Consider the following 24928-nt stretch of genomic DNA (forward strand, 5'->3'; position numbering starts at 1 on the left):
GGATTCGGTCGGTTCGGTCGTACTTCGCGGCTGGTGGGGCCGCGCACGATTCGTCCGCTGTTCAGGCGTTCCATAAGGGTTCATTGTGAATGCCCGTTCGGTTGGCCGATGTTGATATTCAGGGAATTTCAGGGGGAATTGACCATGTCGTATGTGGAGATGCCGGGAGCCCGGGTGCCGATCCGGATGTGGGCCGACCCCGAGTCCGTGGAGGAGGTCGCCCTCCGGCAGTTGCGGAACGTCGCGACGCTGCCGTGGATCAAGGGCCTGGCCGTGATGCCGGACGTGCACTTCGGCAAGGGCGCCACCGTGGGCTCGGTCATCGCGATGGCGGGGGCGGTCTGTCCGGCCGCCGTCGGCGTCGACATCGGCTGCGGCATGTCCGCCGTGCGGACCTCGCTGACCGAGAACGACCTGCCGGGGGACCTCTCCCGGCTGCGTTCCCAGATCGAGGCCGCGATCCCGGTCGGCCGCGCCATGCACGACGAACCGGTCGATCCGGCGCGGGTGCACGCCTTCCCCACGGCCGGGTTCGACGACTTCTGGGCCCGCTTCGACGGGGTGGCGGAGGCCGTGCGGTTCCGCCGGGAGCGCGCCACGAAGCAGCTGGGTTCCCTCGGTGGCGGCAACCACTTCTGCGAGGTCTGCGTCGACACCGAGGGCGCGGTGTGGCTGATGCTGCACTCCGGTTCGCGGAACATCGGCAAGGAACTCGCGGAGTACCACATCGGCCAGGCCCAGAAACTCCCGCACAACCAGGGGCTGGTGGACCGCGACCTGGCCGTGTTCGTGCGGGACACCCCGCAGATGGCGGACTACCGGCACGACCTGTTCTGGGCCCAGGAGTACGCGAAGTACAACCGCGCGCTGATGATGGGCCTGTTCCAGGACGTGGTGCGCAAGGAGTTCAAGAAGGCCAGGCCGGTCTTCGACCCGGTGATCTCCTGTCACCACAACTACGTCGCGGAGGAGCGGTACGACGGGGTGGACCTGCTGGTCACCCGGAAGGGCGCGATCCGGGCGGGCGGCGGCGAGTACGGCATCATCCCCGGTTCCATGGGCACCGGTTCGTACATCGTGAAGGGGCTGGGGAACGAGAAGTCGTTCAACTCGGCCTCGCACGGCGCCGGTCGGCGGATGAGCCGGAACGCGGCGAAGCGGAGGTACTCGGCGCGGGACCTGGAGGAGCAGACGCGGGGAGTGGAGTGCCGTAAGGACTCCGGTGTGGTCGACGAGATCCCCGGCGCCTACAAGCCCATCGAGCGCGTCATCGACCAGCAGCGGGACCTGGTCGAGGTGGTCGCCAAACTCAAGCAGGTCGTCTGCGTGAAGGGGTGAGCCCGGAGCGCCGTCACCGCCGTCCCGGCCGGGGAGCCGCCGCGACCGCCGCCGTGCGGGTGACCGCCGCCCGCCGGTGAGCGGCCGCGACCGCCGTCCGGTCCAGGGGGCTGAATCCCCTGGGCCGGGCGGCGACCCATGTGACCCTTCGCGTAGGCCAGTTCGCGCCGTGGTTCGCTGAGTCCCCATCCGCGCACGCCCATTGACTCCTTACCCGTCCGTAAGTTGACTTTTGGGTAGGGACGAGCCTCCGGAGCTGACATGGGCGGTATCGGCAAGGACCTCACCTCCGCACTGCGCGCCTCCGGGCTGGCGGAGCCGGTGGCCGTCGAGGTCACCGAAGTCGACGGCGTCGTGCGGGAGGTGCGCACCGCGCCGCTGGCGGACGAACTCACCCGCGGCGGCCTCGCGGACATCCCCTTCGACAACGCCGCGCACGCTCCCCGATCCGTGGTGCTGCGCCGCCGCGAACCCCTCCCATCCGACCGCCCCACGGCCGCCGGACCCGGTGGCCCCTTACGAACTCCCGGGCGGCCAGGGGACTTCGGCGGCCGTTACGCGGGCCCCGGCACGGACGGCACGTGGGAGCCGGTCAGCGCCGCCACCTTCGCCCGGGAGGTCTCGGCCCTGGCCCGGGGACTGATCGCGGCCGGGCTCGCCCCCGGCGACCGGGTCGCCCTGATGTGCGGCACCCGCTACGAGTGGGCCGTACTCGACTTCGCCGTCTGGGCGGCGGGTGGCCAGACCGTCCCGCTCTACGCCAACTCCACCGCCGAGCAGGCCGCCTGGGTTCTGGAGGACTCCGGCGCGGTGTTCCTCGTCGTGGAGAACCCCGGACACGCGCGCGTCGCCGAGAAGGCCCTCGCGGGGCTGGGGCGTTCCCTCCGGATCTGGCAGATCGACGCCGGGGCGCTCGACGAACTCGTCCAGATCGGACGGGACATCTCGCCCCGGGTGGTCGCGGAACGACGGCGCGGCGTGACCCCGGAGAGCACGGCCACCCTCGTCTACACCTCGGGCACCACCGGGCCGCCGAAGGGCTGCGTGCTCAGCCACGCGAACCTGCACGCCGAAGCCGCAAACCTGGTACGGCTGTTACGCCCGGTACTCGTCGGGACCGCCCGCGAGGCTCCAGCCACCCTGCTGTTCCTGCCGCTCGCGCACATCCTCGGCCGGGTCGTCATGGTGGCCTGCCTGCTCGACCGGATCACCCTCGGCCTCTGGCCCGGCGGCACCCCCGAGGAACTCCAACCCGAACTGGAGGCGTTCGCCCCGACGTTCCTTCCCGCCGTCCCGTCCTTCTTCGAGTCGGTCCGCGACACCGCCCGCCGCGAGGCCGAACGCCGAGGCAGAGCAGTCGTGTTCGCCCGCGCCTACCGGGTCGCCGTGCGGTACGGCGAGGCCGAACTGCGACGATTACGCGGAACCGGCGACGGCCCCTCGCCCGCGCTGCGACTGGCCAGACGGCTGTACGACACGCTCGTCTACCGCCGGATCCGCGGATCCCTCGGCGGCCGGGCGCGGTACGCGATCAGCGGCGGAGCCGCGCTCGACCCGCGGCTGCACCTGTTCCTCCTCGGCTGCGGAATCCTCGTCCACGAGGGCTACGGACTGACCGAGACCACCGCCGCGGTGACCCTGACACCCCCGCTGGCACCACGGGTGGGCTCGGTCGGCCACCCCGTGCCGGGGAACGCCGTGCGGATCGCGGACGACTCCGAGGTGCTGGTCGGCGGACGCGTGGTGTTCGGCTCGTACTGGATGGACCCGGAGGCCACCCGGGTGGCGCTGCGCGACGGCTGGCTCGCCACCGGGGACCTGGGCTACCTCGACGACGACGGCTACCTGCACCTCGTCGGCCGGAAGAAGGACATCCTGGTGACCAGCGCTGGCGAGAACGTCTCGCCCGCGGCGCTGGAGGACCGGCTGCGCGACCGCCCACTGATCGGCCACTGCCTGGTCGTGGGCGAGGGCAGGCCCTATGTCGCCGCGCTGATCACCCTGGACCGTCCGGCACTGGAGCCCTGGCTCGCGGCGCGGGGCCTCCCACCCGACCTCCCCTTCCCCCAACTCATCGCACTACCCGAGCTGTTGGCGATAGTGCAACAGGCCGTGGACGACGCCAACGAGGCACCCGCGACCGGCGCGATCCGCCGCTTCCGGCTGCTCGACGGGGAGTTCACGCCGCGGAACGGTATGCTCACCCCCGCTCTGACCCTCCGCCGCGAGACGGTCACCGCGACCTACCAGCGCGAGATCGAAGCGCTCTACCGCGACGACTGACCGCCGTACGGGCGCGGATGAACGGTGCGGAGACCCGCGTAGGCCGCCCGTCGGGGTACCGTCGCCGACGCCCCACCCCGGGGGAGCCAAAGGGCCCGAGCCCCACCCACCCGGGCGGACGGCCCCCCGCCGCCCCCGGCCCCCAGATCGCCGTGCCTGGTCCCCGCCCGAGCGGGGCTGGTCCCACGCACTACGCGGTGCGGCGGCTCGACGACAACTGATCGCCGCCGACGCGAGGTTGGGCTCACGACCGTGAAGACCGGTGTGTCCAGCGGCTGTTCCCCGCCCGCGCGGGGCGGTGCCTGGGCGGGTGAGGCCGGAGCCGGGAAGCGCGCCGGGTGGGGTGGGGACAGCTGGGTGGGGACAGGGCGGGGTGGGGCGGGACACTGGAGGGGCGGTACCGGACGCCGGACCCCTCGGGGCCGGAAGTGACGACGTGGAGGAGCGTGTTCCCGTGCGACAGTCTCAGCCCGAACTCACCGACCATCCAATGACGTTCGCGATCCTCGGCCCCGGCGGAGTCGGCGGGCTGTTGGCCGGTTTGCTCTCCCGTGCCGGGCACCGGGTGATCTGCCTCGCCCGGGAGACGACCGCCGAGACGTTGCGTACCGGCGGAATCCGTGTGCGCAGTGGGGTGTTCGGGGACTTCACCGCTCCGGTGCTGGCCGACACCGTCCTGCGGGAGCGGGTGGACGCCTGCGTGGTCGCGGTCAAGGCCACGGCCCTGCCGTCCGCGCTGGAGCGGGTCCCCGCCGAGGCGCTGGGCGAGGGCCTGCTCGTCCCGCTGCTGAACGGTGTGGAGCATCCCGTACTCCTCCGGCGGTACTACGCCCCGGAGTTGGTGGTGCCGGGCGCCATCCGTGTCGAGTCGACGCGGGTTGAGCCGGGCGTCGTCGAGCACGGCAGCCCCTTCGTGCGGCTGGACCTGGCGAGTGCGCATACCCCGTCCGAGCGGCTCGCGGCTCTGGCGGAGCCGCTGAACCAGGTCGGGGTGACCACGCGGGTGCGGGACGACGAGGACGAAGTGCTGTGGAACAAGATGGCGTTCCTCGCGCCGATGGCGCTGCTCAGCACCCGCTACGCGGTACTCGCCGGAGGCGTGGTGGGCGAACACCGGGACGAACTGCGGGCGTTGCTGGCCGAGATCGCGGCCGTGTGCGAGGCGAACGGAACGTCCGTGGACCAGACCGCGGGCGCCGCGCTGTACGACGCCTTCCCCGCTGCCACCAGGTCCTCCATGCAGCGTGACGCCGAGGCCGGGCGTCCACTCGAACTCGACGCCATCGGCGGCGCGTTGCTGCGGGCCGCCGCCCGGCACGGCGTTCCCGTCCCGGTGGCCGAGCGGTTGGTCGGCGAACTGACCCGCCTCGCCCCGGGGTTGGGGTCCGCCCCAGGGTGAGCGGTGGGGACGGTCAGCGTTTCCACCAACTCCCGCGCTCAGCGCGGCGCGCCGCCTTCTCGGCGTCCCGCTGGGCCTGGCGCCGTTGCTGTTCCGCCTGCCGGGCGGCGGTGGCGGCCCGCTTCTCCGCGACGCCGTCGTACAGCAGCCGCGCGAGGGTGAAGCGGCAGCCGTGACCGCGTGGCAGTCCCTCCTCCAGGAGCAGGAAGCCCTCGTCGGTCTGGTACAGCCGGGGTTCGCGGGCGCCCGCCGGGCGCTTGGGCGTGTAGGCGCGGGCGTACTCCTCCAGGCGTGCCATGGCCTCCTCACGGGTGCCCGTGACGTGTGTCAGGACCCTCCCCGACCAGCTCGTGTCGAGTCCGCGGCCGTCGTTCTCCTCGACGATCAGACCCCACCGTGTACTCATCGTTCCCCCGTGTCCTCAGCGTCGCCTGTTCCCGGACGCCGGGCAGCGTGGGCCGCCGCCGTCCGGCCCGTCGGACGTCCCCTCGCCCGTCGATCCCGTCGATCGCATCGATGATGACGCGTCCGCGGGGGGACGGGGCGGTGGGTGACGGATGGGGACGAAACCCGGACCGCGCCGTCTCCGTTCGGCGTCCACCGATCAACCGCACCTGGACGAGGCGCGGTTCGGCCCACACGCCTGACCCCGGCGAACGGTGGGCCAGAACGGTCAGAGCCGCCGGACCGTCGGAGCCCCGGACCGTCGGAGTGGCCACAACAGGTGGAGGCGCCCGCCACATTGGGGTTGCGGCAGCTGAACGGCCGCGGGAGGCACGACGGTCGCGGGCCGTCGGGGCCGGGTGAGTCGGGCCAGCCGGATGGTCCCGGGGCCGCGAGAGCCGGGGAGCGGTGGGTCGTCGGGGCGCGCGGGGCACACGGGCCCGAACGGGGCGCGGGGGTGTTCCGTGGCGGACGGTCGGCACGGAGACCGTCGTTCGCGGAACACCCCCGCCGGGCCCGGGGACCCGGGTCACCCGGCGTACCGGGCGGGAGTCCGTCGCGCACCCCCTGATGCCGGACGGACTCCCCTCACGCCCGCACCGGGCGGAGTGCCGCGCGGATCGATCCGTGGGGGGATCGGCCCGCGTCGCGGACGGGTGTCAGCCCTGGACTTCCGCGATCATCGAGCGGGCCTTCTCCTCGCTCTGGTCGTACCGCTCCGGGTAGGCCGAGCGCTGGACGCTCTGCGCCAGCTCACCCGCGGTGAAGTTCGGGTTGTTGGCGTCGTTCGGGATGGCCTGGTCCAGGAACGCGTTGGTCGCGTGCACCGGGTCCATGCACTGTTCCGGGGTGCCCCAACCCTGGCTGGGACGCTGCTGGAAGACGCCGAGCGAGTCCCGGTCGCCGCAGTTCAGGTTGTTCATGTGGGACTCGACCCAGCCGGCCTCGAAGGCGGCGAGGAGCACCTTGTCGGTGACGTTGCGCTCCTTCGCGATGCTGTAGACGGTCTTGGTGATGTTCAGGTCGCGGTCCGGCGGGACGGCGCAACGCGAGTCCAGGATCTCGGCGTTGGCGCGGTGCCGCGGGTCCTCGGAGGGGCTGGCGAAGGAGGTCGCGGCGGTCACGCTGCCCGCGAGCAGAACTCCGGAGGCCACGCCGATCGCGGTCCGTCGGAAGAGCTTCGACCGCAGTCTGGAATTCTTGGGTGTGCTCGACATCGAAATGTCTCCTCTCAGTTCCGCGCAGGGTGAAGCCGTCCTGCCGGGAACTGTGTGTGGGGGGTTTGGCCGTGCCAATTCCAGCGGACCGTAAACGGTGTGGCGAGGACACGTCAATGGTCACCTTCTCGGGCACACCGGGGCCAACGGGCGCCCAACACGCGGAGGAATACCGGGATTTCTGCCGCTCCAACGGATATCGCGGACCCGCTCGATCCTGAAAGCGACGCGGCGCGTGTGTCGTGAACCGAACCAGCTGAGCAGTACGGAAACGGAATCCCCGAACCCCTGCCAGTTGTCACACCAGTGAAACCGCATTTCCAGTGGCCAGGGATATCGCGACCTGATCCGCCACGGTCACCGGCGATATTGAGCCGAGATCATTGGCCGCGCCACACGTCTCTTCCCGGTCCCCCCGCCCCGTTCTTCGCCCGGCCCGGCCCGGCCCGGCCCGGCCCGTCTCCGTCCCCGTCGCGTCCCCCGCGTCCGGCTCCGTCTCCGTCTCCGTCGTGGCCGTCCCGGCCACCCGTCACCGCGGCCGGCCACCCGTCACCGCGGCCGGTCGCCGTCGCCGTAGCCGCCGTCCGTGCCCATCGGACCGGTCACGCCCCGGGGTTGGGACCGGTCGGAACGAAGTCACCCCACCCCGGGACCGGTTCGCGTACGAGGTGCCGCCGGGGCCCGGGCTCCCGTGCCGTGGGCGGTGACGTGTCCGAACCGTCAGCGGTAACGCGCCCGAGGAGCACCACGATCCGGTGCTGGTGGGAGTGTCGGGGCCGGAGACGTCGAACCCCCGTGCGGCCCTCGCTGGATGGGGGCGGGACGGGGGTGCGCCTCGTGTGGAGGCCGTGAACTACCGTGCGGCGCGGGTTGGTTCCGGTGTCAGGGCCAGACCAGGCAGTACGGCTGGTGGCCCGCGGCGTGCAGACGGTCGCTGAAGTCCTGCCACTCGTGCAGGAGTTGGTAGACGTTGAAGGCGTCCTGCGGTCCGGCGCGATCCGGGACGGTGGACCAGATGAAGGCGGCGGCGCCGACGGTCTCGTCACCGACGCCACGGAGCGGGTCGACGACCGTCATGGGGAGCTTCACCACGGCGTAGTCCGGGTGCAGCACGACGAGTTCGAGCGGCGGGACGCGGTAGAGAGGTATGCCCTCGATGCCGGTGAGCACCATGGCGGCCATCGTCTCCGGCTTGATCTTGGTGAACATGCCGTGCCCGAGTTCGTCGCCGCCCAGCTCCTCCGGGCGCATCGAGATGGGCACGCGCGCCGCTGTGGCGCCGTCAGGTGCGCCGAAGTACTTGTAGGTCACCCCCACGCGCCCGCCACCCCTGTTGTTCCCGAACTCCCCCGCATCGCGCCGGTGGCGTCCGCGCGCCGGTTCCGGTCCGAGGTCGCCGGTCCCCTCTCCCAGTCCGCCACTGCGATGCATGTCACCACCCGACCATTCGCGACCGCCGCCGCGCAACCCGATCATCGTGACAGAGACCTCCCCACCCGGCGGGCTGTGAAACGCCCCGCCGTACAAGCGCCCGAGCCTCTGACACCATGGGCAACGTGACGTATTCGTACAACGCCCCAGTATCGCAGTCGCTCTTCGAGCGTGCCGCCGTCGTGACGCCAGGAGGCGTGAACTCTCCGGTGCGCGCCTTCCACGCCGTGGGCGGAACGCCCCGGTTCATGGTGTCCGGTACGGGTCCGTACCTCACTGACGCGGACGGCCGGGAGTACGTCGATCTCGTCTGCTCCTGGGGACCGATGATCCTCGGCCACTCGCACCCTCAGGTGCGGGCCGCCGTGCGGGCGGCGGTGGAGGCCGGGACCTCCTTCGGTACGCCGGGCGCGGGCGAGGTGGAGCTGGCGGAGGAGATCGTCTCCCGGATCGACCCGGTCGAGCGGGTGCGGCTGGTCTCCTCCGGTACCGAGGCGACGATGTCCGCGATCCGGCTGGCCCGGGCCTTCACCGGCCGCGCCAAGGTCGTCAAGTTCGCCGGCTGTTACCACGGGCACGTGGACGCGCTGCTGGCCGCCGCCGGATCCGGGGTCGCCACCTTCGGGCTGCCGGACACCCCGGGCGTGACCGGCGCCTCCGCCGGGGACACGATCGTGCTCCCGTACAACGACCTGGAGTCGGTGCGGGCCGCGTTCGCCGCCCACCCGGGGGAGATCGCCTGTGTGATCACCGAGGCGTCGCCGGGGAACATGGGCATCGTGCCGCCGCTCGACGGCTTCAACCAGGGGCTGAGGGAGCTGTGCGCGGCCGAGGGCGCGCTGTACGTCTCGGACGAGGTCATGACCGGCTTCCGGGTGAGCCGCCAGGGCTGGTTCGGGATCGACGGAGTCGTACCCGATCTGATGACCTTCGGGAAGGTGATGGGCGGTGGCTTTCCGGCCGCGGCCTTCGGCGGCCGGGCCGACGTCATGGCGCAGCTGGCCCCGGCCGGTCCGGTCTACCAGGCGGGGACGCTCGCGGGGAACCCGGTCGCCACGGCGGCGGGCGTCGCGCAGCTGCGGCTGCTGGACGACGCCGCGTACGCGGTGGTCAACGCGGCCTCCCAGCAGCTGCGGGAGTTGACGGCCGAGGCGCTGGCGCAGGAGGGTGTGGCGCACCGGATCCAGGTCGCCGGCAACATGTTCTCGGTCTTCTTCACTGACCAGCCGGTCCGGAACTACGAGGACGCCAGGCGGCAGGAGACGTTCCGGTTCACCGCGTTCTTCCACGCGATGCTGGAGCGGGGCGTGTACCTCCCGCCGTCCGCCTTCGAGTCGTGGTTCGTCTCGGCGGCCCATGACGAGCGGGCGCTGGAGCGCGTCGCTGACGCCCTTCCGGCGGCGGCCCGGGCCGCCGCCCAGGCGACCCCGGCGTGATCCGCGCCGCGACGGCGGCGCGGTGAGCGGTCGCGTGGTGGGCCGGGTCGCGGTGGCGGCGCGGCCAGGGTGGCGTGGCCGCCGGGAGGACACCCCGCTCCGAGGCGCCCGGCCCGGTGCGGGCCCGGCCGGGCCGGCAGGTGAACGCCGGGCGTGCGTGGGGGCGCTGGGACGGATGGGCCGAGGAGGCGCACGGGCCCGCCGGGGTGGGGGAGCGGGGGTGCGGAGTTGACAGTGACAGGACGGAGCCGGGGACGGGTATGGGCAGCGCGGGTGAGAACGGAGCGGTCGGACCGGACGGCGGACGGCCGGGCGTGACGGGCCTGACGGGCGGGGACGTGCCGGTCGGCGGGGATGTGAACGACAAGACCGTCACCGTCGTCCACGTGATGCGGCACGGTGAGGTGGAGAACCCGGAGGGCGTCCTGTACGGGCGGCTGCCCGGTTACCGCCTCTCGGAGCTGGGGCGGCGGATGGCCGAGCGGGTCGCCGAGCACCTGGCCGAGCGGGACGTCACGTACGTCGTCGCCTCCCCGCTGGAGCGGGCCCGGGAGACCGCGGCGCCGATCTCCGCGGCGCACGGCCTCGACACCGCCGTCGACCGGCGGCTCATCGAGGCGGCGAACGTCTTCGAGGGGAAGACCTTCGGGGTGGGCGACGGCGCGCTGCGCAAGCCGGGGAACTGGCCGTACCTGCGCAACCCGTTCCGTCCGTCCTGGGGTGAGCCGTACGTGGACCAGGTGGTGCGGATGCGCGCGGCGCTGGACGCGGCGCGGGACGCGGCCCGGGGACACGAGGCGGTCTGCGTCAGCCACCAGCTGCCCATCTGGATCCTCCGCAGCTACGTCGAGCGGCGGCGGCTGTGGCACGACCCGCGGAAGCGGCAGTGCACGCTGGCCTCGCTGACCAGCTTCACCTACCTCGGGGACCGGCTGGTCTCGGTCGGCTACACCGAACCGGCCCGCGATCTGGTCCCGGCGCATCTGCTGGCGGGCGCCCGCCCGGTAAAGGGAGGTTCGCCCGGTTTCGGGGCGTGATGTCCGTCGGGTGTCCGGTGGTTGTCCGGCCGCCCGTCGTTCGGCGGTTGTCGCTCCGGCGGTCGGCCGTCCGGCCGGTTCCGTCCGGCCGGTTCCGTCCGCGGGGGCGGCCGGACGGCTGGGGGCCGGAACGCGGTGGGGGAGGTCCGGTGACCTCCGGGGCGCCGGTGGGGCCGGGGGAGCGGGTGTGAGCCGCTGACCAGCCCGGGACGGGGGAGTCCGGGGGGTGCGGAAGATCCCCGTTATGCCCATGCGAAACTTTTCACATGAGCCAGAGTCGTGCCCCACGCCGTCGTCTCGCCGCCCTGTTCGCCACCGTGGCGGCCGGGGCGCTGGCGCTCACCGGCTGCGGTGCGGGCGAGACCGGATCGGCCTCCGGGGACACCAAGTTCGTGCAGGGCACCGGCGAGCTGACGAAGGTGGCGAAGGGCGACCGGAAGAAGGCGCCGGACATCGAGGGCGAGACCCTCGACGGCGACACCCTGAAACTCAAGGAGTACCGCGGCAAGGTCGTGGTGCTGAACGTCTGGGGCTCCTGGTGCGCGCCGTGCCGGGCCGAGGCGCCGAACCTCGCCAAGGTGGCCAAGGACACCAAGGACCGGGGTGTCGAGTTCGTCGGGCTCAACACCCGCGACCCGGACAAGGCCCCCGCGCTGGCCTTCGAGCGCAACTTCAACGTGGACTACCCCAGCATCTACGACCCGAGCGGGAAGCAGATCCTGCGGTTCCCCAAGTACAGCCTCTCTCTCCAGACCATCCCGTCCACCGCCATCCTGGACCGGAAGGGCCGGATCGCCGTGCGCGCGCTGAAGGAGCTCAGCGAGAAGGAGCTGCGCGACGCCATCGAGCCCCTGATCAAGGAGAAGTGACCGGGGCATGGACACGCTCCTCGCCACCGGCATGAACCAGACCGTCCTCTCCGGGGCGCTGCTGCTGGCGATCCCGATCGCGGTCCTCGGCGGTCTGGTCTCCTTCTTCTCGCCCTGCGTGCTGCCGCTCGTCCCCGGCTACCTCTCCTACGTCACCGGGGTGAGCGGCGCCGACCTGGCGGAGGCGCGGCGCGGGCGGATGGCCGCGGGCGCGGGCCTGTTCGTCCTCGGGTTCACCGCGGTCTTCGTCTCGACCGGCGCGTTCTTCGGCGGCTTCGGCGCCACCCTCCAGCAGCACCGCGAGACCATCTCCCAGGTGCTGGGCGGGTTGACGATACTGCTGGGCCTGGCCTTCATGGGCGCCCTCGGGCCGCTCTCCCGGTTCACCTCGCGCGAGCTGCGGTTCCACAGGAAGCCGGCGATCGGGCTGGCCGGGGCGCCGATGCTCGGGGTGCTGTTCGGCGTCGGCTGGACGCCGTGCATCGGGCCGACGCTGGCCGCCGTGCAGACCCTCGCGCTGACCGAGGCGAGCGCGGGCCGCGGGGCGCTGCTGACCGTGGCGTACTGTCTGGGGCTGGGCCTGCCGTTCGTGATCGCCGCCGTCGCGTTCCGCCGGGCGCTGGGCGCCTTCGGCTGGGTGAAGCGGCACTACGCCCTGGTGATGCGGATCGGCGGCGGGATGCTGGTCGCGGTGGGACTGTTGCTGGTCACCGGGATCTGGGACCGGATCGTCTACGAGATCCAGGTCTGGTCGTCCGACTTCACGGTGGGGATCTGAACCATGAGCACCACGCAGACCGACAGCGACCCGGCGCCGGCCGGCGGCACCGAGGACGCCGAGGCGTCCCGGGAGGCCGGGGCGCAGCTGTCCACCGCCCCGGGCGAGGACCGGCTGAACGTCCCCTCGCTGGGGCTGCTGGGCTGGCTGCGCTGGACCTGGCGGCAGCTGACCTCGATGCGCGTCGCGCTGATACTGCTGTTCCTGGTCTCGCTGGGCGCGGTGCCGGGCTCCGTCATCCCGCAGACCTCGGTCGACGCCGTCAAGGTCGAGGAGTTCCGGCAGAAGCACGACGTCCTGGCACCGATCTACGACAGGCTCCAGCTGTTCGACGTCTACAGCTCGGTCTGGTTCTCCGCGATCTACATCCTGCTGTTCATCTCGCTGGCGGGCTGCATCGTGCCGCGCAGCTGGCAGTTCGTCGGCCAGCTGCGCAGCAGGCCGCCACGCGCCCCCCGGCGGCTGAACCGGATGCCCGCCTACACCACCTGGCGCACCGACGCCGCTCCGGAGGAGGTGCTGGGCGCCGCGCGCTCCCTGCTGGGCGGGAAGCGGTTCCGCACCGACCGGGCGGAGGGCGCGGACTCGGTCGCCGCGGAGAAGGGCTACCTGCGCGAGGCGGGCAACCTCGTCTTCCACATCGCGCTGATCGTGCTGCTGCTGGCCTTCGCCGCCGGTCAGCTGTGGAAGGCCGAGGGCAGCAAGCTGGTGATCAAGGGTGACGGCTTCGCCAACACCATGACCCAGTACGACGACTTCCGCTCCGGTTCGCTCTTCAGCGCGGACGACCTGGACACCTTCGGGTTCACCCTGAAGGACTTCCACGCCTCCTTCGAGAGCAGCGGGCCGAACAAGAACACCCCGCGCGACTACCGCGCCGACATCACCTACTGGGAGGGCGCGGACGGCGCCGAGAAGCCCGCGCGGATCGAGGTCAACAAGCCGCTCCAGGTGGGCGACTCGAAGGTGTACCTGATCGCGCACGGCTACGCGCCGATCGTCTCGGTGAAGGACGGCAAGGGCGACATCGCGTACCGCGGTCCGGTGCCCTTCCTCCAGCAGGACACCAACCTGACCTCCAGCGGCGTCGTGAAGGTGACGGACTACCGGGACGCCAGGGGGCGCAAGGACCAGCTCGGCTTCCAGGGCTTCTTCGTACCGCACTTCGACCCGAAGTCGGGGACGATGTTCTCCCAGTCGCCGATGCCGAAGAACCCGGTCATGTTCCTGACCGCCTACCGGGGCGACCTCGGGCTGGACGCGGGCCTCGCGCAGAGCGTCTACCAGCTCGACACCTCGAACATGAAGCAGTTCAAGGAGAAGAACGGACGGGCCTTCGCCAAGCGCCTCGACCCGGGCGGCACGATGAAGCTCCCGAACGGCGCGGGCACGCTGAAGTTCGAGGGCATCGAGGAGTGGGCGAACTTCACCGTCTCCCACCAGAAGGGCAACGGCTGGGCGCTCGCCGGGGCGCTCGCCGCGATCGTGGGCCTGGCCGGTTCGCTGTTCATCCAGCGCCGCCGGGTCTGGGTGCGGGCGGCCACCGGCCCGGACGGCCAGACGGTCGTCGAGATGGCCGGACTCGGCCGGAGCGACTCCGCGCGACTCCCCGAGGAGCTGGGCGAACTCGCCGACGAGCTGCGGCGGGACGCCCCGGTCGCCGCCCCGCCCGAGCCCACCACCGCCGACTCCGACTCCGACGCCGCTGGGTCCGGCGCCGGGTCCGGCGCGGGCGAGCCCGATACCGGTTCCGGCTCCGGTTCCGCGTCCGACCCCGAGCCCGGTGCTGAGGCCGGGCCCACCCCCCCCACCGCAGGCGACGCCGAGGACGGCGCCGCGACCTCGCCCCGAGGAGAGCGCCAGTGATCATCGCAGCGGCGAACGAGAGCCTCGCCGAGATCAGCAACTACTTCGTCTACTCGGCGATGGCCGTCTACATCCTCACCTTCTTCGCGTACATCGCGGAGTGGGTGTTCGGCAGCCGCAGCCGGGTCGCCCGTACGGCGGCCGAACTGACCGGTGGCAAGACCGGTGGCGGGAAGAGCGCCAAGGGCGGCGCCGCGGTTCCGGCGCAGGCCGGGGCGGCGGGCAAGGAGTCCGAGGGCGGCGGCACCGCGGTGCTGGAGCGGCCCCGGGTCGTCACCCGCTCCTCGTCCGGGCGCCGCGGGGACCTGCCGGACGGGCCGGGCGCGGCGGCGGGGGACGAGCAGGGCGACCTGTACGGGCGGATCGCCGTCTCGCTGATGGTGCTCGCCTTCCTGCTGCACTTCAGCGGGGTGCTCACCCGCTCCCTCTCGGTGCAGCGGGCGCCCTGGGGCAACATGTACGAGTTCTCCACCACCTTCTCGATGGTGGCGGTCGGCGCGTACCTGGGCTTCCTGGTGGCGCGGAAGAACGTCCGCTGGATCGGACTGCCGCTGGTGACGACGGTGCTGCTGGACCTCGGTCTGGCCGTCACCGTCCTCTACACCGAGAGTGACCAGCTGGTACCCGCGCTGGACTCCTACTGGCTGTGGATCCACGTCTCGCTGGCCATCGTCTGCGGCGCTCTGTTCTACCTCGGCTGCGTCGGCACGATCCTCTACCTCTTCCGGGACCGCTACGAGACGAAGCTGATCGCCGGCGGCAAGCCGAGCGCCTTCGCCACCTCCGTCCTGGAGCGGCTGCCCTCCGCGGCCTCGCTGGACAAGTTCGCCTACCGGATCAACGCGGCGGTCTTCCCGTTCTGGACCTTCACGATCGTCGCCGGGGCCATCTGGGCCGGTGACGCCTGGGGCCGGTACTGGGGCTGGGACCCCAAGGAGGTCTGGTCGTTCATCACCTGGGTCGTGTACGCCTGTTACCTGCACGCCCGCGCGACGGCCGGGTGGAAGGGCCGCAAGGCCGCCTACCTGGCGCTGCTCGCCTTCGCCACCTGGCTCTTCAACTACTACGGCGTCAACGTCCTCTTCGACGGTCAGCACTCCTACGCCGACGTCTGACCGGGCCGCCCCGGCCTTGACCGGCCGCCGTCCCGCTGACCCCGGCCGCCGTCCCGCTGACCGTGCCTCCCCCGGCGGGGTCGCCAACGGGCGGGCGCGCGGGCTTACTTGGTGGGTCCGGGAGGCGAGGGTACCCTCACCGCATCGTGACTGCCCCGCCACCGGACCCCGCCGGTCCCGTTCCCGTACCCGGTGAACCCGCCGTCCACAACGCCGACTTCGACCGCTACGCCCCGCGCTTCCTGCTGTGGCTGTGGGAGCGCGCGGGCGAGAGCCACGCCCCGGTCGGCTGCGCCGAGTTCCGTGCCTGGCAGCGGATCGAGCCGGAGGTGCTGGCCACGCTGATCGACCACGTGGTCGCGCTGGGCTTCGTCCGGCGGTACGCGGGGTACGGCGGATCCGGCGCGGGCGGGCCGCTGGTGCTGCTGCGGCCCGAGGGGGCCGAACAGGCCCGCAGGCTGGCCCGCCGCCGGGAGAACGACGGCGAGCGGCGGCAGTACGCGCTCCGCGCCGTACTGGAGTGGCTGCGGCAGCGCCGGGGCCACACGGAGCCCCGGCTCGGGGAGTTCTTCGACTCCGCGCAGATCTTCTTCCTCGGCACCGCGCTCTCCTGGGAGGAGGTCTCGGACGCGGTGGACTGGCTGTCCGACGTGGACCTGCTGGTCCGGACGGAGGCCGAGCCGGGGGACGCGCGCGGCCCCCGGGTGTCGCTCACCGGGGACGGCCGCGAGTTCGTCTGGAGCGGCGCCCGGCTGGAGGAGTACCTGCGCCAGCGCCGGGAGCGGGCGCGGCCGGTGGTGCGCACCCACATCGCGCGCGCCGACAAGGTGCAGATCGCCGGCCGCGATCTGCACAGCGCCGACGTGCGTTACTCCGTCGAGCTGCGCCCGGCCGAACTGGGCGTGCTCATCGGCGCGCTGGCGCCGCAGCTGGAGCTGGACGCGGACTCGCTCGACGAACTCCTCCGGCTTAGCCGCCAGTTGACGCGCTACGACCCGGACGCCGGGCCGGGCGACGGCGGTTCCGCTGCCGGTTCCGGTTCCGGTGACGGCGATCCGGACGACGGGCGGGTGCGGGGCACGCTGCGCCGGATGCGCGAGCTGGTGTCGGTGGCCTCGCGGGGCAGCGCCCGCGAGGTGGTGGACGTGGTCATCGGCCAGGTCCTCTCCCGGGCCCTCGGCGGCTGACCCGCCACGCGCCCCTCCCGCGAGCCGTCGGTGTCGAGGCGTCGGGGTGTCGGGTGGTCCCGAACCATCCACCGTGGGAGGGCGGTTGGAGGACGGGCGCGGGGTACTCACCAACGGGCCGGGTGGCCCAGGGGGTTGGATTCGGCCACTCCGGGTGCCAGGGCGCGCCCGCCGTGCCGCCCCGGGGTCCCCGCGGGCCCCGTCCCGCCCGGAGTTCACCGACCGCACCGCAGGGCACTGCCCGGCCAACCCGCCCGCCCAACCGCGTACTTCAGCCAAATCCGCGCCGTGCACGCCCTTCCAGCGGCCGGAAAACGATCCCAAGGGGTATACCAATAGACGAGTGGTTCGTGGCAGTGGTGGGCCGCCGGATTCCGGGTAGGTGGCCGAAGGGCGCCGGTCCGGTGCGGGGCGCGGAAGGCGAGGTGCGGTGGACGGGTGCCCCAGGGCCACCGGGCCGCCACCTCGGACGAGCGGTCGCCGGGCACCTCGGGACGGGCGGGGACACCGCCGCCGGGGTTGGCCCGCGCGGCGCCGCACCCGCCGCCGGGGCGGCGGGCGGCGAACGGCTCACCCCCGACGGGGAGTTGGCCGAGGTGGCCGGGGGACCGGGTGCCGGGGCGCGCTTCGCGTGACACGGTGCCAGGGGCGCACCGACGGCACCGCGGCGCACGCCGCGCGCGGCGGCCGGACGGTCGACGGGCCCGGCGCGGCGGCCGGGCCGACGGAACGGGAGAGAGACACGCGAGTCCCCGGACGGGACGGGCGTGAGACGGGAACGCGCACACGGAAGAGCACGTACGGGCCACCGGAACGTGTACGAGACGCGGGGGACGCGATGGAGTTGTACGGGCAGGAACCGCTCCTGGGCGAGCTGGTGCCACGGCTCGTCGGCCTGACGTCCAGCGACCGCCCCCGGCTGGTCCGGCAGGAACACCGGGACGATCCCCCGGTCGTGGTGCTCACCGGGCAGCACGGTGCCGGGAAGACCGCCGCGCTCGACGCCGTCCAGCGGCACTACACCGAACTGCTCCCGCTCGCCCGCGTCGATCTGGCCGACCCCCGCGCGGCGGGCGGCGAGGGGATGGCCGCCCAGCCCAACACCTCCGGTGTGGTCGAGGTACTGGAGCGGATCGCGGTGGGGCTCGCCCGCCCCGTTCCCGGCTACCGTCCCTGTCGCTTCCCCCGGCTGCTGGCCGGACTGTTCGCCGTCTCCAGCTGGCGGCGCGGGGATCAGGGGCAGCGCGCCGTGGCGGCCTCCCGGATCGGCGCGCTGCTGCCGCTGGCCGACCATCCGGGGCAGGGCGGCGAGGAGGAGGGTGAGGAGTGGGTCGCGGCGATCGGCGGGCAACTGGTCGCCAACTCCGGTGCGGCGCTGGGAGAGGACGACCTGGAGCCGGTAGCCCGGCTGGTCGTCGAGGAGTACGTCCGGCGGCACGCGGGCTCCGGTGGGGGCGAGCCGGTGCGCGCCTGGTACCGGGCCCGGCCGCAGGCCGCCGTCGAGGAGCAGGGTGATCCGCTGGTCCGGCTCTGCCTCGACTTCCACCAGGGCGGCGACCTCCTGCCCCCCGTCGAACAGACGCTGGTGGCGGCCCTGTTGGAGGACCTGGTCGACGGCTACCGGGGCTGGTGGAAACGGATCAACCGGGTGCCGCGACCGCTGGTGCTGCTGGACGACGCGCACACCACGACCGGCGCCGCCTTCCTCGAACGGCTCCTGGAGCACCGGCAGTCGAGCGCCACGTCCGGTGGCACCGACCCGCTGATCGTCCTCGCGAGTCTGCTCGGGGACGGTGCGGAACACTACCCGCACGCCTCCCGGGGCGAGTTGGCGGAGCTGGCACACGGAACCGGCTGGGAGCGGCGCTCGCCGGACAAGCCGTCCGCAGGTGTGCTGACGCTGCCGCTGCCCGCGCTGTCCTCCGGCGACCTGCTCAGCATGCTGCAACGCACATCCCGTCCGGGACACGCCCAACTCTGCACTGTCGTCCACCGGTTGACGGGCGGTCACCCACTCAGTGGGCGGATGCTCTGCGAGGCGGTGGTGGCCGCCTCCGCCGACCGCTCCGTCGAGCCCGAGGAGCTGTTCGACCTGCGCACCGGTGGGGAGGGCGACGGCGGCGCGGAGGAGGAGAACGGCGCGGCGCCGGTCGCCGAACGTCTGCTGCGCCGCCTCGTCCCGGTGCTGCCGACCCGGCACCACCTGATGGTGCTGGCCCTCGCCCGTGACCGGGAGGCCGCCGAGGCCCTGGTGGCCGAGGGACTGACCGGGGAGGCGCCGGGCGGCGGCACCGGCATCGTGGACGCCGAGCGCTCCCGGGTGCTGGAGGCCGCGCGCTATCTGGAGCGCGAGTGGTGGACGCCTCCGCGCGGCACCCCGTACGCCCCCGCGCCCTCCTTCGTCGCCGACCCGCTGCTGTACGCGCTGCTGGTGCACGAGACCCGGCGCCGCTCCCCCGAGGAGCAGACCGGACGCCAGTGGGGCGACCTGCACGACTTCCTGCGCCGCTACCACGAGCAGCGCGGCGCCCCGGGCGACGAGGTGGACGCGCTGCGGCACACGCTCGCCCTCGGCTACGCACAGGGCGTGGTCCTGGAGTTGACGCGTATGTTCACCGAACAGGAGGACGTGCGCGGCTTCCTCGCGGCGCTGCGGCACGTCGCCTCGGCGCCGCACCCGCCGTCCGGGGAGTGGCGGGACGAGCGCACCGACATCGCGCGGGGCTCCTGCGACCACCGGCAGCCCAGCGCCGACGACGTGCAGCGCTCCGTCAACCGGCTGCTGCACGCGCTGTGGTTCCTGGACGACCCGGTGCGGGAGCCGCTGCGCGAGCTGTGCTCCGGGATCGGGACCGAACTGGACTTCCTGTCCCTGCGGCACGCCTCGGGACATCCGGTGCTCAACGCGGCGGCCAGCTCCTGGCCGACGGCCGCGTGGGAGGGCCGCCGGCCCTACCCCGTCGAAGGATTGGACTGACTGGAACCGTGCTGAACCACACGCGCCGCCGTCCGTTCGGCCCGGGCGAGAAGATACTCGGGCTGGTACTGGGCCTCGCCCTGATCGCCGGGCTGGTCACCGCCATCACCGTCTGGCGCTCCGACGACACCGAGGAGTGCCGGCACGACCTGCAACGGGTCGAGGGCGCCTGCATGGCCCTCGCCCAGGGCGACTTCGCCTACGCCCCGGAGATCAAGGAACTGGTACGGGCGGTCGCGCGGGAGAACGCCTCGGTCGAGGACAGCGACGAGCCGGTCCGGCGGATCGCGCTGACCATGCCGTTCAGCTCCGACGAGACCAGCGCGATGCCGCTCGACCTGATCCGCAACGGGCTCGCGGGCGCGCTGGCCGGGCAGCGGGCCGCCAACAAGGGCCCGGGGCCCGACTACCAACTGCTGCTCGCCGACATCGGGAGGGGCATGAAGCAGTGGCGGCCGGTCACCGACCAGCTGGTGCGGATGTCCGACACGCGTTCGCCGCTGATCGCCACCATCGGCCTGCCCAGCAGCACCGACGACTCACGGGACGCGATGCGCGCCCTCGCCAGGAAGGCGATCCCCTCCGTCGGACCGGTGATCACCTCGTCCGACATGCACTCGAAGGAGTACTTCTTCAAGACCTCGCCGTCCAACACCCATTTCAGCGAGGCGCTGAAGGAGTACCTGGCGGACAACCCCGGTAAGGGCAAGGGCTACCTGGTGTTCGACAGGCGGGACGAGGACACCTACGCGCGCGACCTGGAGGAGAAGCTGCGCGACGCCTTCGGGCGGAAGTACGACCTGGACACGAACTTCGCCGACTTCGCCGGTACGCGCGGCGAGGAGGCGGGCACCCCACGGCTCTTCAAGATGCCGGTGCTGAACATCTGCGCCGCCGAAGCCGACACCGTCTTCTACGCCGGGCGGGACGAGGACCTGCCCGCGCTGATCAAAGGGCTGGCTGCGACCCCGCGCTGCGGCTACCAGAAGCCGCTGCGGGTGCTGAAGGTCGGCATCGGCCTGCCGCCCGAGCTGACCACCAAGGACCTGACCGACAGGATGGAGCGGGCGGACATCCGCATCGTCAACGCCGCTTCCGTCGACCCGAGTTGGGCGCGGGCGAAGGACACCAGGAAGTCCGGGGAACTGCCCACCGGGTTCGCCGAGTTCGAGGAGCAGTTCACGGCGCTGGCCAAGCGGCAGAAGATGGGCTCGAAGCCGCTCGACGACGGTTACGCGATCATGTACTACGACGCGTTCCGCGCGGTCAGCGAGGCGTCCGGGCTGGCCTACGAGGACGTGGGCAGCGCGGAGCTGGAGAAGGCGGAGCAGGACCAGGAGACTCCGGACGAGAACGCCTCGGCCGCCGCCGAGCGCGTGCGGGAGGACGTGTACCACAAACTGCTCAACCTCAAGCCCAACCGGCGGGGCGGCGCCGACGGGTGCAGCCCCTGCGTGGAGGGCGCGAGCGGCACCTACGGATTCAACATCCCCACCAGCAAGACGCTCTGGCCGGTCTGCAAGGCGGTGCACATCCAGGAACACCCGGTGCCGACGAAGCGACGCGAGGGGGAGGACGGCCCACCCGAGAAGCCCTACCGCACCTACGCGGACGAGTTCTCCGGAGAGTGCCCCTCCGGCCTGTAGCCAGCCTGTAGCAGCCCTTAGCCGGTCTGTAGTCGCTGGGCCCCGGCCTCCGGGGCGGCCCGCCCGGGTGGACGATCAGCCGTGCGGCTGGTGTCAGCTCGTGGCGGGCGGGTCGTCCGGCCCGCCGCCGTTCTCCTTGCGGCGGGACTCCTCGCGGTGCGACGGATCATGCCCCTCACGGGCGGAACCGGGCTCCTGGCCCGGGCGTCCGCCCTCGTCCGACCGGTTCTCCGGCTTCCGGAGGCGGTCGGTCTCGGGGGTGTCCCCCGACGGGGACGGCCCGGCGGGGGGCTCCTCCTCCTTCGGGGGCCGACGGTCCTCCCCGAGCGACTTCAGGAAGTCGGGGTTGTCGTCCGGCGCCACCCAGCGCCGCTCGGCCGGCTTGGTCGCGCCGTAGGGCGCGTTCTTCCGGGGACGGCCGACCGCGAACCAGACGACCGGACCGAGGAGCACCTGACCGAAGAGCAGGATGATGATCACCCATGCCACCTTGGGCAGCTTCCGGACCTCGTTCTCCGGGGTGTTCAGACAGTCGATGAACGCGTAGATCCACACGGCCAGGACCAGAACGAACGGCAGATACCTGAGCAAGCGGAACGCCCCCTGGTGCGTGTTGACGCGACGCGTCGGGCCGTGGCGGCCCCCGTACGAAACCAGGGTACTGGGTGGCGGATACTGGGGCGCATGGCATACGACGATCTCCGCTCGCTGCTGCGGGCGCTGGAGCGGGACCGTGACCTGAAGCGGATCAAGGCCGAGGTCGACCCCCACCTGGAAGTCGGCGAGATCGTCGACCGGGTGAACAAGGCCGGTGGCCCGGCGCTGCTCTTCGAGAACGTCAGGGGTTCCTCGATGCCGCTGGCCATGAACGTCTTCGGGACCGACCGCAGACTACTCAAGGCCCTCGGCCTCAGCTCGTACGACGAGATTAGCGAGAAGATCGGCGGACTGCTCAAACCCGAGCTGCCGCACGGCTTCGTCGGGATCCGCGAGGCGTTCGGCAAGCTCGGCGCGATGACCCACGTCCCGCCGAAGAAGGTCAAGGAGGGCCCGGTCCAGGAGGTGGTGCTCCGGGGCGACCAGGTGGACCTCGACCAGCTGCCCGCCCTCTTCACCTGGCCCGAGGACGGCGGCTCCTTCTTCAACCTCGGCCTCACCCACACCAAGGACCCGGAGACCGGGGTGCGCAACCTCGGGCTGTACCGGCTCCAGCGGCACGACCGGCGCACCATCGGCATGCACTGGCAGATCCACAAGGACAGCCGGAACCACTACCAGGTCGCGGCGCGGCGCGGGGAGCGGCTGCCGGTCGCGATCGCCTTCGGCTGCCCGCCCGCCGTCACCTACGCCTCCACCGCGCCGCTGCCCGGCGATATCGACGAGTACCTCTTCGCGGGCTTCGTCCAGGGCAAGCGCGTGGAGATGGTGGACTGCAAGACCGTGCCGCTCCAGGTGCCCGCCGAGGCGGAGGTGGTGCTGGAGGGCTGGCTGGAGCCCGGCGAGATGCTGCCGGAGGGCCCGTTCGGCGACCACACCGGCTTCTACACCCCGCAGGAGCCCTTCCCGGCGCTGCGGATCGACTGCGTGACGACACGGAAGCGCCCCATGTTCCAGTCGATCGTGGTCGGCCGCCCGCCGACCGAGGACGGGCCGTTCGGCCGGGCCACGGAGCGCTTCTTCCTGCCGCTGTTCCGGATCATCGTCCCGGACGTCGTGGACTACCACCTGCCGGAGGCGGGCGGCTTCCACAACTGCATGATCGTCGCGATCGACAAGAAGTACCCGAAGCACGCGCAGAAGGTCATGCACGCGATCTGGGGAGCGCACATGCTCTCCCTGGAGAAGCTGATCGTGGTCGTCGACTCGGACTGCGACGTGCGCGACCTCCAGGAGGTCGCCTGGCGGGCGCTCGGCAACGTCGACTACGGCCGGGACCTGACCGTCGTCGAGGGCCCCGTCGACCATCTGGACCACGCCTCCTACCAGCAGTTCTGGGGCGGCAAGGCGGGCGTCGACGCGACCCGGAAACTCCCCGAGGAGGGGTACACGCGCGACGGCGGCTGGCCGAACATGGTCGAGTCCGACCCCGCCGTCGCGGAGCTGGTCACCCGCCGCTGGAAGGAGTACGGGCTGTGACCCGCCGCGCCTTCCCCGCCCGCCCGGCCACCCCGGCCCCGGACCGGAGAGCCGGACGGGGCCCCGCCGGGGGTGCCCGGTGAGCGCCGCCGAGGGCGTCGTCGGGCCGCCCGGACCGGCGGTGCCCAGCAGCGGCCGGGTCAAGGCGTTCCTGCGACTGGTGATGATCGAGCACTCGATCTTCGCGCTGCCCTTCGCCTACATCGCGGCCCTCACCGCGATGTTCCGCGAGAGCCGCGGCGTCCACTGGTGGCAGCTCTGCCTGGTGACGGTCGCCATGGTCACGCTGCGCACCTTCGCGATGGCGGCGAACCGGATCATCGACCGGGAGATCGACGCGCGCAATCCGCGCACCGCCGGGCGGGAACTCGTCACCGGCGCCGTCTCGGTCCGCACCGCATGGATCGGCGCCAGCGTGGCGCTGGTCCTGTTCCTCGGCTCGGCGGCGCTGCTCAACCCGCTCTGCCTGGCGCTCGCCCCGCTCGCCGTCGTCCCGATGGTGGTCTACCCCTACGGCAAGCGCTTCACCGACCTCCCGCACGCCATCCTCGGACTGGCGCAGGCCATAGGCCCCATCGGGGCCTGGCTGGCCGTCACCGGCGCCTGGTCCTGGGAGGCGGTGGTGCTCGGCTTCGCGGTCGGCGTGTGGATCGGCGGCTTCGACCTGATCTTCGGCTGTCAGGACGTGGCGGCGGACCGCGCCGAGGGCGTGCGCTCGGTGCCCGCGCGCTGGGGCATCGCCGCCGCGCTGTACGGGGCGCGCGCCGCGCACGTCGTCTCGGTGGCGCTGTTCGTCACCTTCGGGCTGCTGACCGACGCCGGGATCTTCTACTGGACGGGCCTGACGATCGTGGTCGGCGCGTTCGTCTACGAGCACTCGCTGGTCACCCCGCGCGACCTCTCCCGGCTGAACCGGGCGTTCTTCACCGTCAACGGGTTCATCGGGATCGCGCTGTTCGTCTGCGCGCTGCTCGACCTCGCCCTGCGCGGCCTCTCCGTCTGATCCGCCTGACCCGCCTGACCCGCCTGACCCGCCTGACCCGTCCGACCGGGCCCGACCCGCCCGAGCACATCGGCCCCGCCGGCCGGGCGGGCCCCGGTGGTGCCGGACCGCGTCAGTGCCAGGCGGGTTTGGGGGCGCCGAGGGGCCGGGAGCTGGCGGTGACGAAGGCGGCCAGCACCCCGCCTATCAGCCCGAAGAGGTGGCCCTGCCAGGAGACTCCGGCGTCCGTGGGCAGCACGCCCCAGAGGATCGAGCCGTAGAACACCGCGACGACCGCGCCCAGGGCCACGTCGGTGATCCGGCGTTCGACGAAGCCACGGATGACGAGGTAGCCGAAGAGGCCGAAGATCAGACCGGAGGCGCCCGCCGTGTTGCTGCCCTCCGGGGCGACGAGCCAGACCCCGAGACCGCTGACGCCCATGATGACCAGCGCGACGGCCAGGAACCGGCCGGTGCCGCGCAGCGCGGCGAGGAAGCCGAGCACCAGCAGGGGCACGGTGTTCGCCATGAGGTGGTCGAATCCGAAGTGCATGAACGAGGCCGGGAGGACGTCGACCAGCTCGTCCATCCGCCGGGGCTCGATCCCGAAGGTGTCGAGTGAGTGCCCCGAGGCGTAGTCCACGATCTCCAGGAACCAGAGCAGGCCGACCCACAGCGCGATCAGCTGCCCAGCCGAACGAGCCCTGGAAACCGAACCACCATGCGCCATCACGTTCACCCCACCTGAGAACGAAGCCGATCCCTCGTGTGTTCCCCGGCCTCCGCG

General features: G+C 72.3%; 20 protein-coding genes. 15 read left to right on the plus strand and 5 right to left on the minus strand.

The genetic code is table 11. The annotated features are described in order from the left end of the window. Window positions 1-144: 144 nt before the first annotated feature. The 3 genes from E0L36_RS24270 to E0L36_RS24280 all read left to right on the plus strand — a co-directional run bounded on the left by E0L36_RS24270 (window position 145) and on the right by E0L36_RS24280 (window position 5020). Entirely contained in the window at window positions 145-1338 is a 1194-nt protein-coding gene (locus tag E0L36_RS24270) for an RtcB family protein (RefSeq protein ID WP_180931393.1), read from the plus strand. Window positions 1339-1599: 261 nt separating this feature from the next. Continuing rightward, window positions 1600-3621 carry a long-chain fatty acid--CoA ligase gene (locus E0L36_RS24275; protein WP_180931394.1) on the plus strand — a complete coding sequence of 674 codons (2022 nt, stop codon included), beginning with the start codon at window positions 1600-1602 and terminating at the stop codon, window positions 3619-3621. Between the two features lie 490 nt (window positions 3622-4111). Next, entirely contained in the window at window positions 4112-5020 is a 909-nt protein-coding gene (locus E0L36_RS24280) for a ketopantoate reductase family protein (protein WP_180931688.1), read from the plus strand. A gap of 13 nt (window positions 5021-5033) precedes the next feature. On the opposite strand, the gene E0L36_RS24285 is transcribed toward E0L36_RS24280, so the two are convergent. The 3 genes from E0L36_RS24285 to E0L36_RS24295 all read right to left on the minus strand — a co-directional run bounded on the left by E0L36_RS24285 (window position 5034) and on the right by E0L36_RS24295 (window position 8112). Continuing rightward, window positions 5034-5426 (minus strand): hypothetical protein, encoded by a 393-nt coding sequence (locus E0L36_RS24285; RefSeq protein WP_180931395.1) that lies wholly within the window; start codon window positions 5424-5426, stop codon window positions 5034-5036. A 697-nt stretch (window positions 5427-6123) separates the two neighbouring features. Next, window positions 6124-6681 carry a hypothetical protein gene (locus E0L36_RS24290; protein ID WP_180931396.1) on the minus strand — a complete coding sequence of 186 codons (558 nt, stop codon included), beginning with the start codon at window positions 6679-6681 and terminating at the stop codon, window positions 6124-6126. Between the two features lie 882 nt (window positions 6682-7563). Continuing rightward, window positions 7564-8112, minus strand: a complete 549-nt coding sequence (locus tag E0L36_RS24295; protein ID WP_180931397.1) for a hypothetical protein — start codon at window positions 8110-8112, stop codon at window positions 7564-7566. Window positions 8113-8228: 116 nt separating this feature from the next. Here E0L36_RS24295 and hemL point away from each other — a divergent pair, with 116 nt between their 5' ends. The 10 genes from hemL (at window position 8229) to E0L36_RS24345 (ending at window position 21023) form a co-directional block, all read left to right on the plus strand. Then, the gene (gene hemL, locus E0L36_RS24300) at window positions 8229-9548 is read left to right on the plus strand and encodes a glutamate-1-semialdehyde 2,1-aminomutase (protein WP_180931398.1); all 1320 of its coding nucleotides are present in this window, start codon (window positions 8229-8231) and stop codon (window positions 9546-9548) included. A 389-nt stretch (window positions 9549-9937) separates the two neighbouring features. After that, window positions 9938-10585, plus strand: a complete 648-nt coding sequence (locus tag E0L36_RS24305) for a histidine phosphatase family protein (RefSeq protein ID WP_258016601.1) — start codon at window positions 9938-9940, stop codon at window positions 10583-10585. A 266-nt stretch (window positions 10586-10851) separates the two neighbouring features. Continuing rightward, the gene (locus tag E0L36_RS24310; protein ID WP_180931400.1) at window positions 10852-11454 is read left to right on the plus strand and encodes a TlpA disulfide reductase family protein; all 603 of its coding nucleotides are present in this window, start codon (window positions 10852-10854) and stop codon (window positions 11452-11454) included. Between the two features lie 7 nt (window positions 11455-11461). Next, window positions 11462-12232, plus strand: coding sequence for a cytochrome c biogenesis CcdA family protein (locus tag E0L36_RS24315; RefSeq protein WP_180931401.1), 771 nt, complete (start codon window positions 11462-11464; stop codon window positions 12230-12232). Window positions 12233-12235: 3 nt separating this feature from the next. Further along, a complete protein-coding gene (locus E0L36_RS24320; protein ID WP_180931402.1) occupies window positions 12236-14098 on the plus strand; it encodes a cytochrome c biogenesis protein ResB in 1863 nt (620 codons plus the stop codon). 59 nt (window positions 14099-14157) lie between these two features. Beyond that, the gene (gene ccsB, locus E0L36_RS24325) at window positions 14158-15213 is read left to right on the plus strand and encodes a c-type cytochrome biogenesis protein CcsB (protein ID WP_180931689.1); all 1056 of its coding nucleotides are present in this window, start codon (window positions 14158-14160) and stop codon (window positions 15211-15213) included. A 146-nt stretch (window positions 15214-15359) separates the two neighbouring features. Continuing rightward, on the plus strand, window positions 15360-16400 hold the full coding sequence (locus tag E0L36_RS24330) for a hypothetical protein (protein WP_308416914.1): 1041 nt from the start codon (window positions 15360-15362) through the stop codon (window positions 16398-16400). Between the two features lie 350 nt (window positions 16401-16750). Continuing rightward, on the plus strand, window positions 16751-17035 hold the full coding sequence (locus E0L36_RS24335; RefSeq protein WP_180931403.1) for a hypothetical protein: 285 nt from the start codon (window positions 16751-16753) through the stop codon (window positions 17033-17035). Window positions 17036-17238: 203 nt separating this feature from the next. Beyond that, window positions 17239-19377, plus strand: coding sequence for an ATP-binding protein (locus tag E0L36_RS24340; RefSeq protein ID WP_180931404.1), 2139 nt, complete (start codon window positions 17239-17241; stop codon window positions 19375-19377). An 8-nt stretch (window positions 19378-19385) separates the two neighbouring features. Beyond that, entirely contained in the window at window positions 19386-21023 is a 1638-nt protein-coding gene (locus E0L36_RS24345; protein WP_308416915.1) for an ABC transporter substrate-binding protein, read from the plus strand. 93 nt (window positions 21024-21116) lie between these two features. Here the strand turns inward: E0L36_RS24345 and E0L36_RS24350 are convergent, their stop codons facing one another. Beyond that, window positions 21117-21614 (minus strand): PLD nuclease N-terminal domain-containing protein, encoded by a 498-nt coding sequence (locus E0L36_RS24350; RefSeq protein ID WP_180931405.1) that lies wholly within the window; start codon window positions 21612-21614, stop codon window positions 21117-21119. 93 nt (window positions 21615-21707) lie between these two features. Here E0L36_RS24350 and E0L36_RS24355 point away from each other — a divergent pair, with 93 nt between their 5' ends. Both E0L36_RS24355 and mqnP read left to right on the plus strand, forming a co-directional pair. Continuing rightward, a complete protein-coding gene (locus E0L36_RS24355) occupies window positions 21708-23159 on the plus strand; it encodes a menaquinone biosynthesis decarboxylase (RefSeq protein ID WP_180931406.1) in 1452 nt (483 codons plus the stop codon). Window positions 23160-23238: 79 nt separating this feature from the next. Then, window positions 23239-24162, plus strand: a complete 924-nt coding sequence (gene mqnP, locus E0L36_RS24360) for a menaquinone biosynthesis prenyltransferase MqnP (protein ID WP_180931407.1) — start codon at window positions 23239-23241, stop codon at window positions 24160-24162. Between the two features lie 112 nt (window positions 24163-24274). Here the strand turns inward: mqnP and E0L36_RS24365 are convergent, their stop codons facing one another. Continuing rightward, window positions 24275-24871 (minus strand): rhomboid family intramembrane serine protease, encoded by a 597-nt coding sequence (locus E0L36_RS24365; RefSeq protein ID WP_180931408.1) that lies wholly within the window; start codon window positions 24869-24871, stop codon window positions 24275-24277. Window positions 24872-24928: the final 57 nt, after the last annotated feature.

This window comes from Streptomyces sp. AJS327 (assembly GCF_013450295.1).
GTDB lineage: Bacteria > Actinomycetota > Actinomycetes > Streptomycetales > Streptomycetaceae > Streptomyces.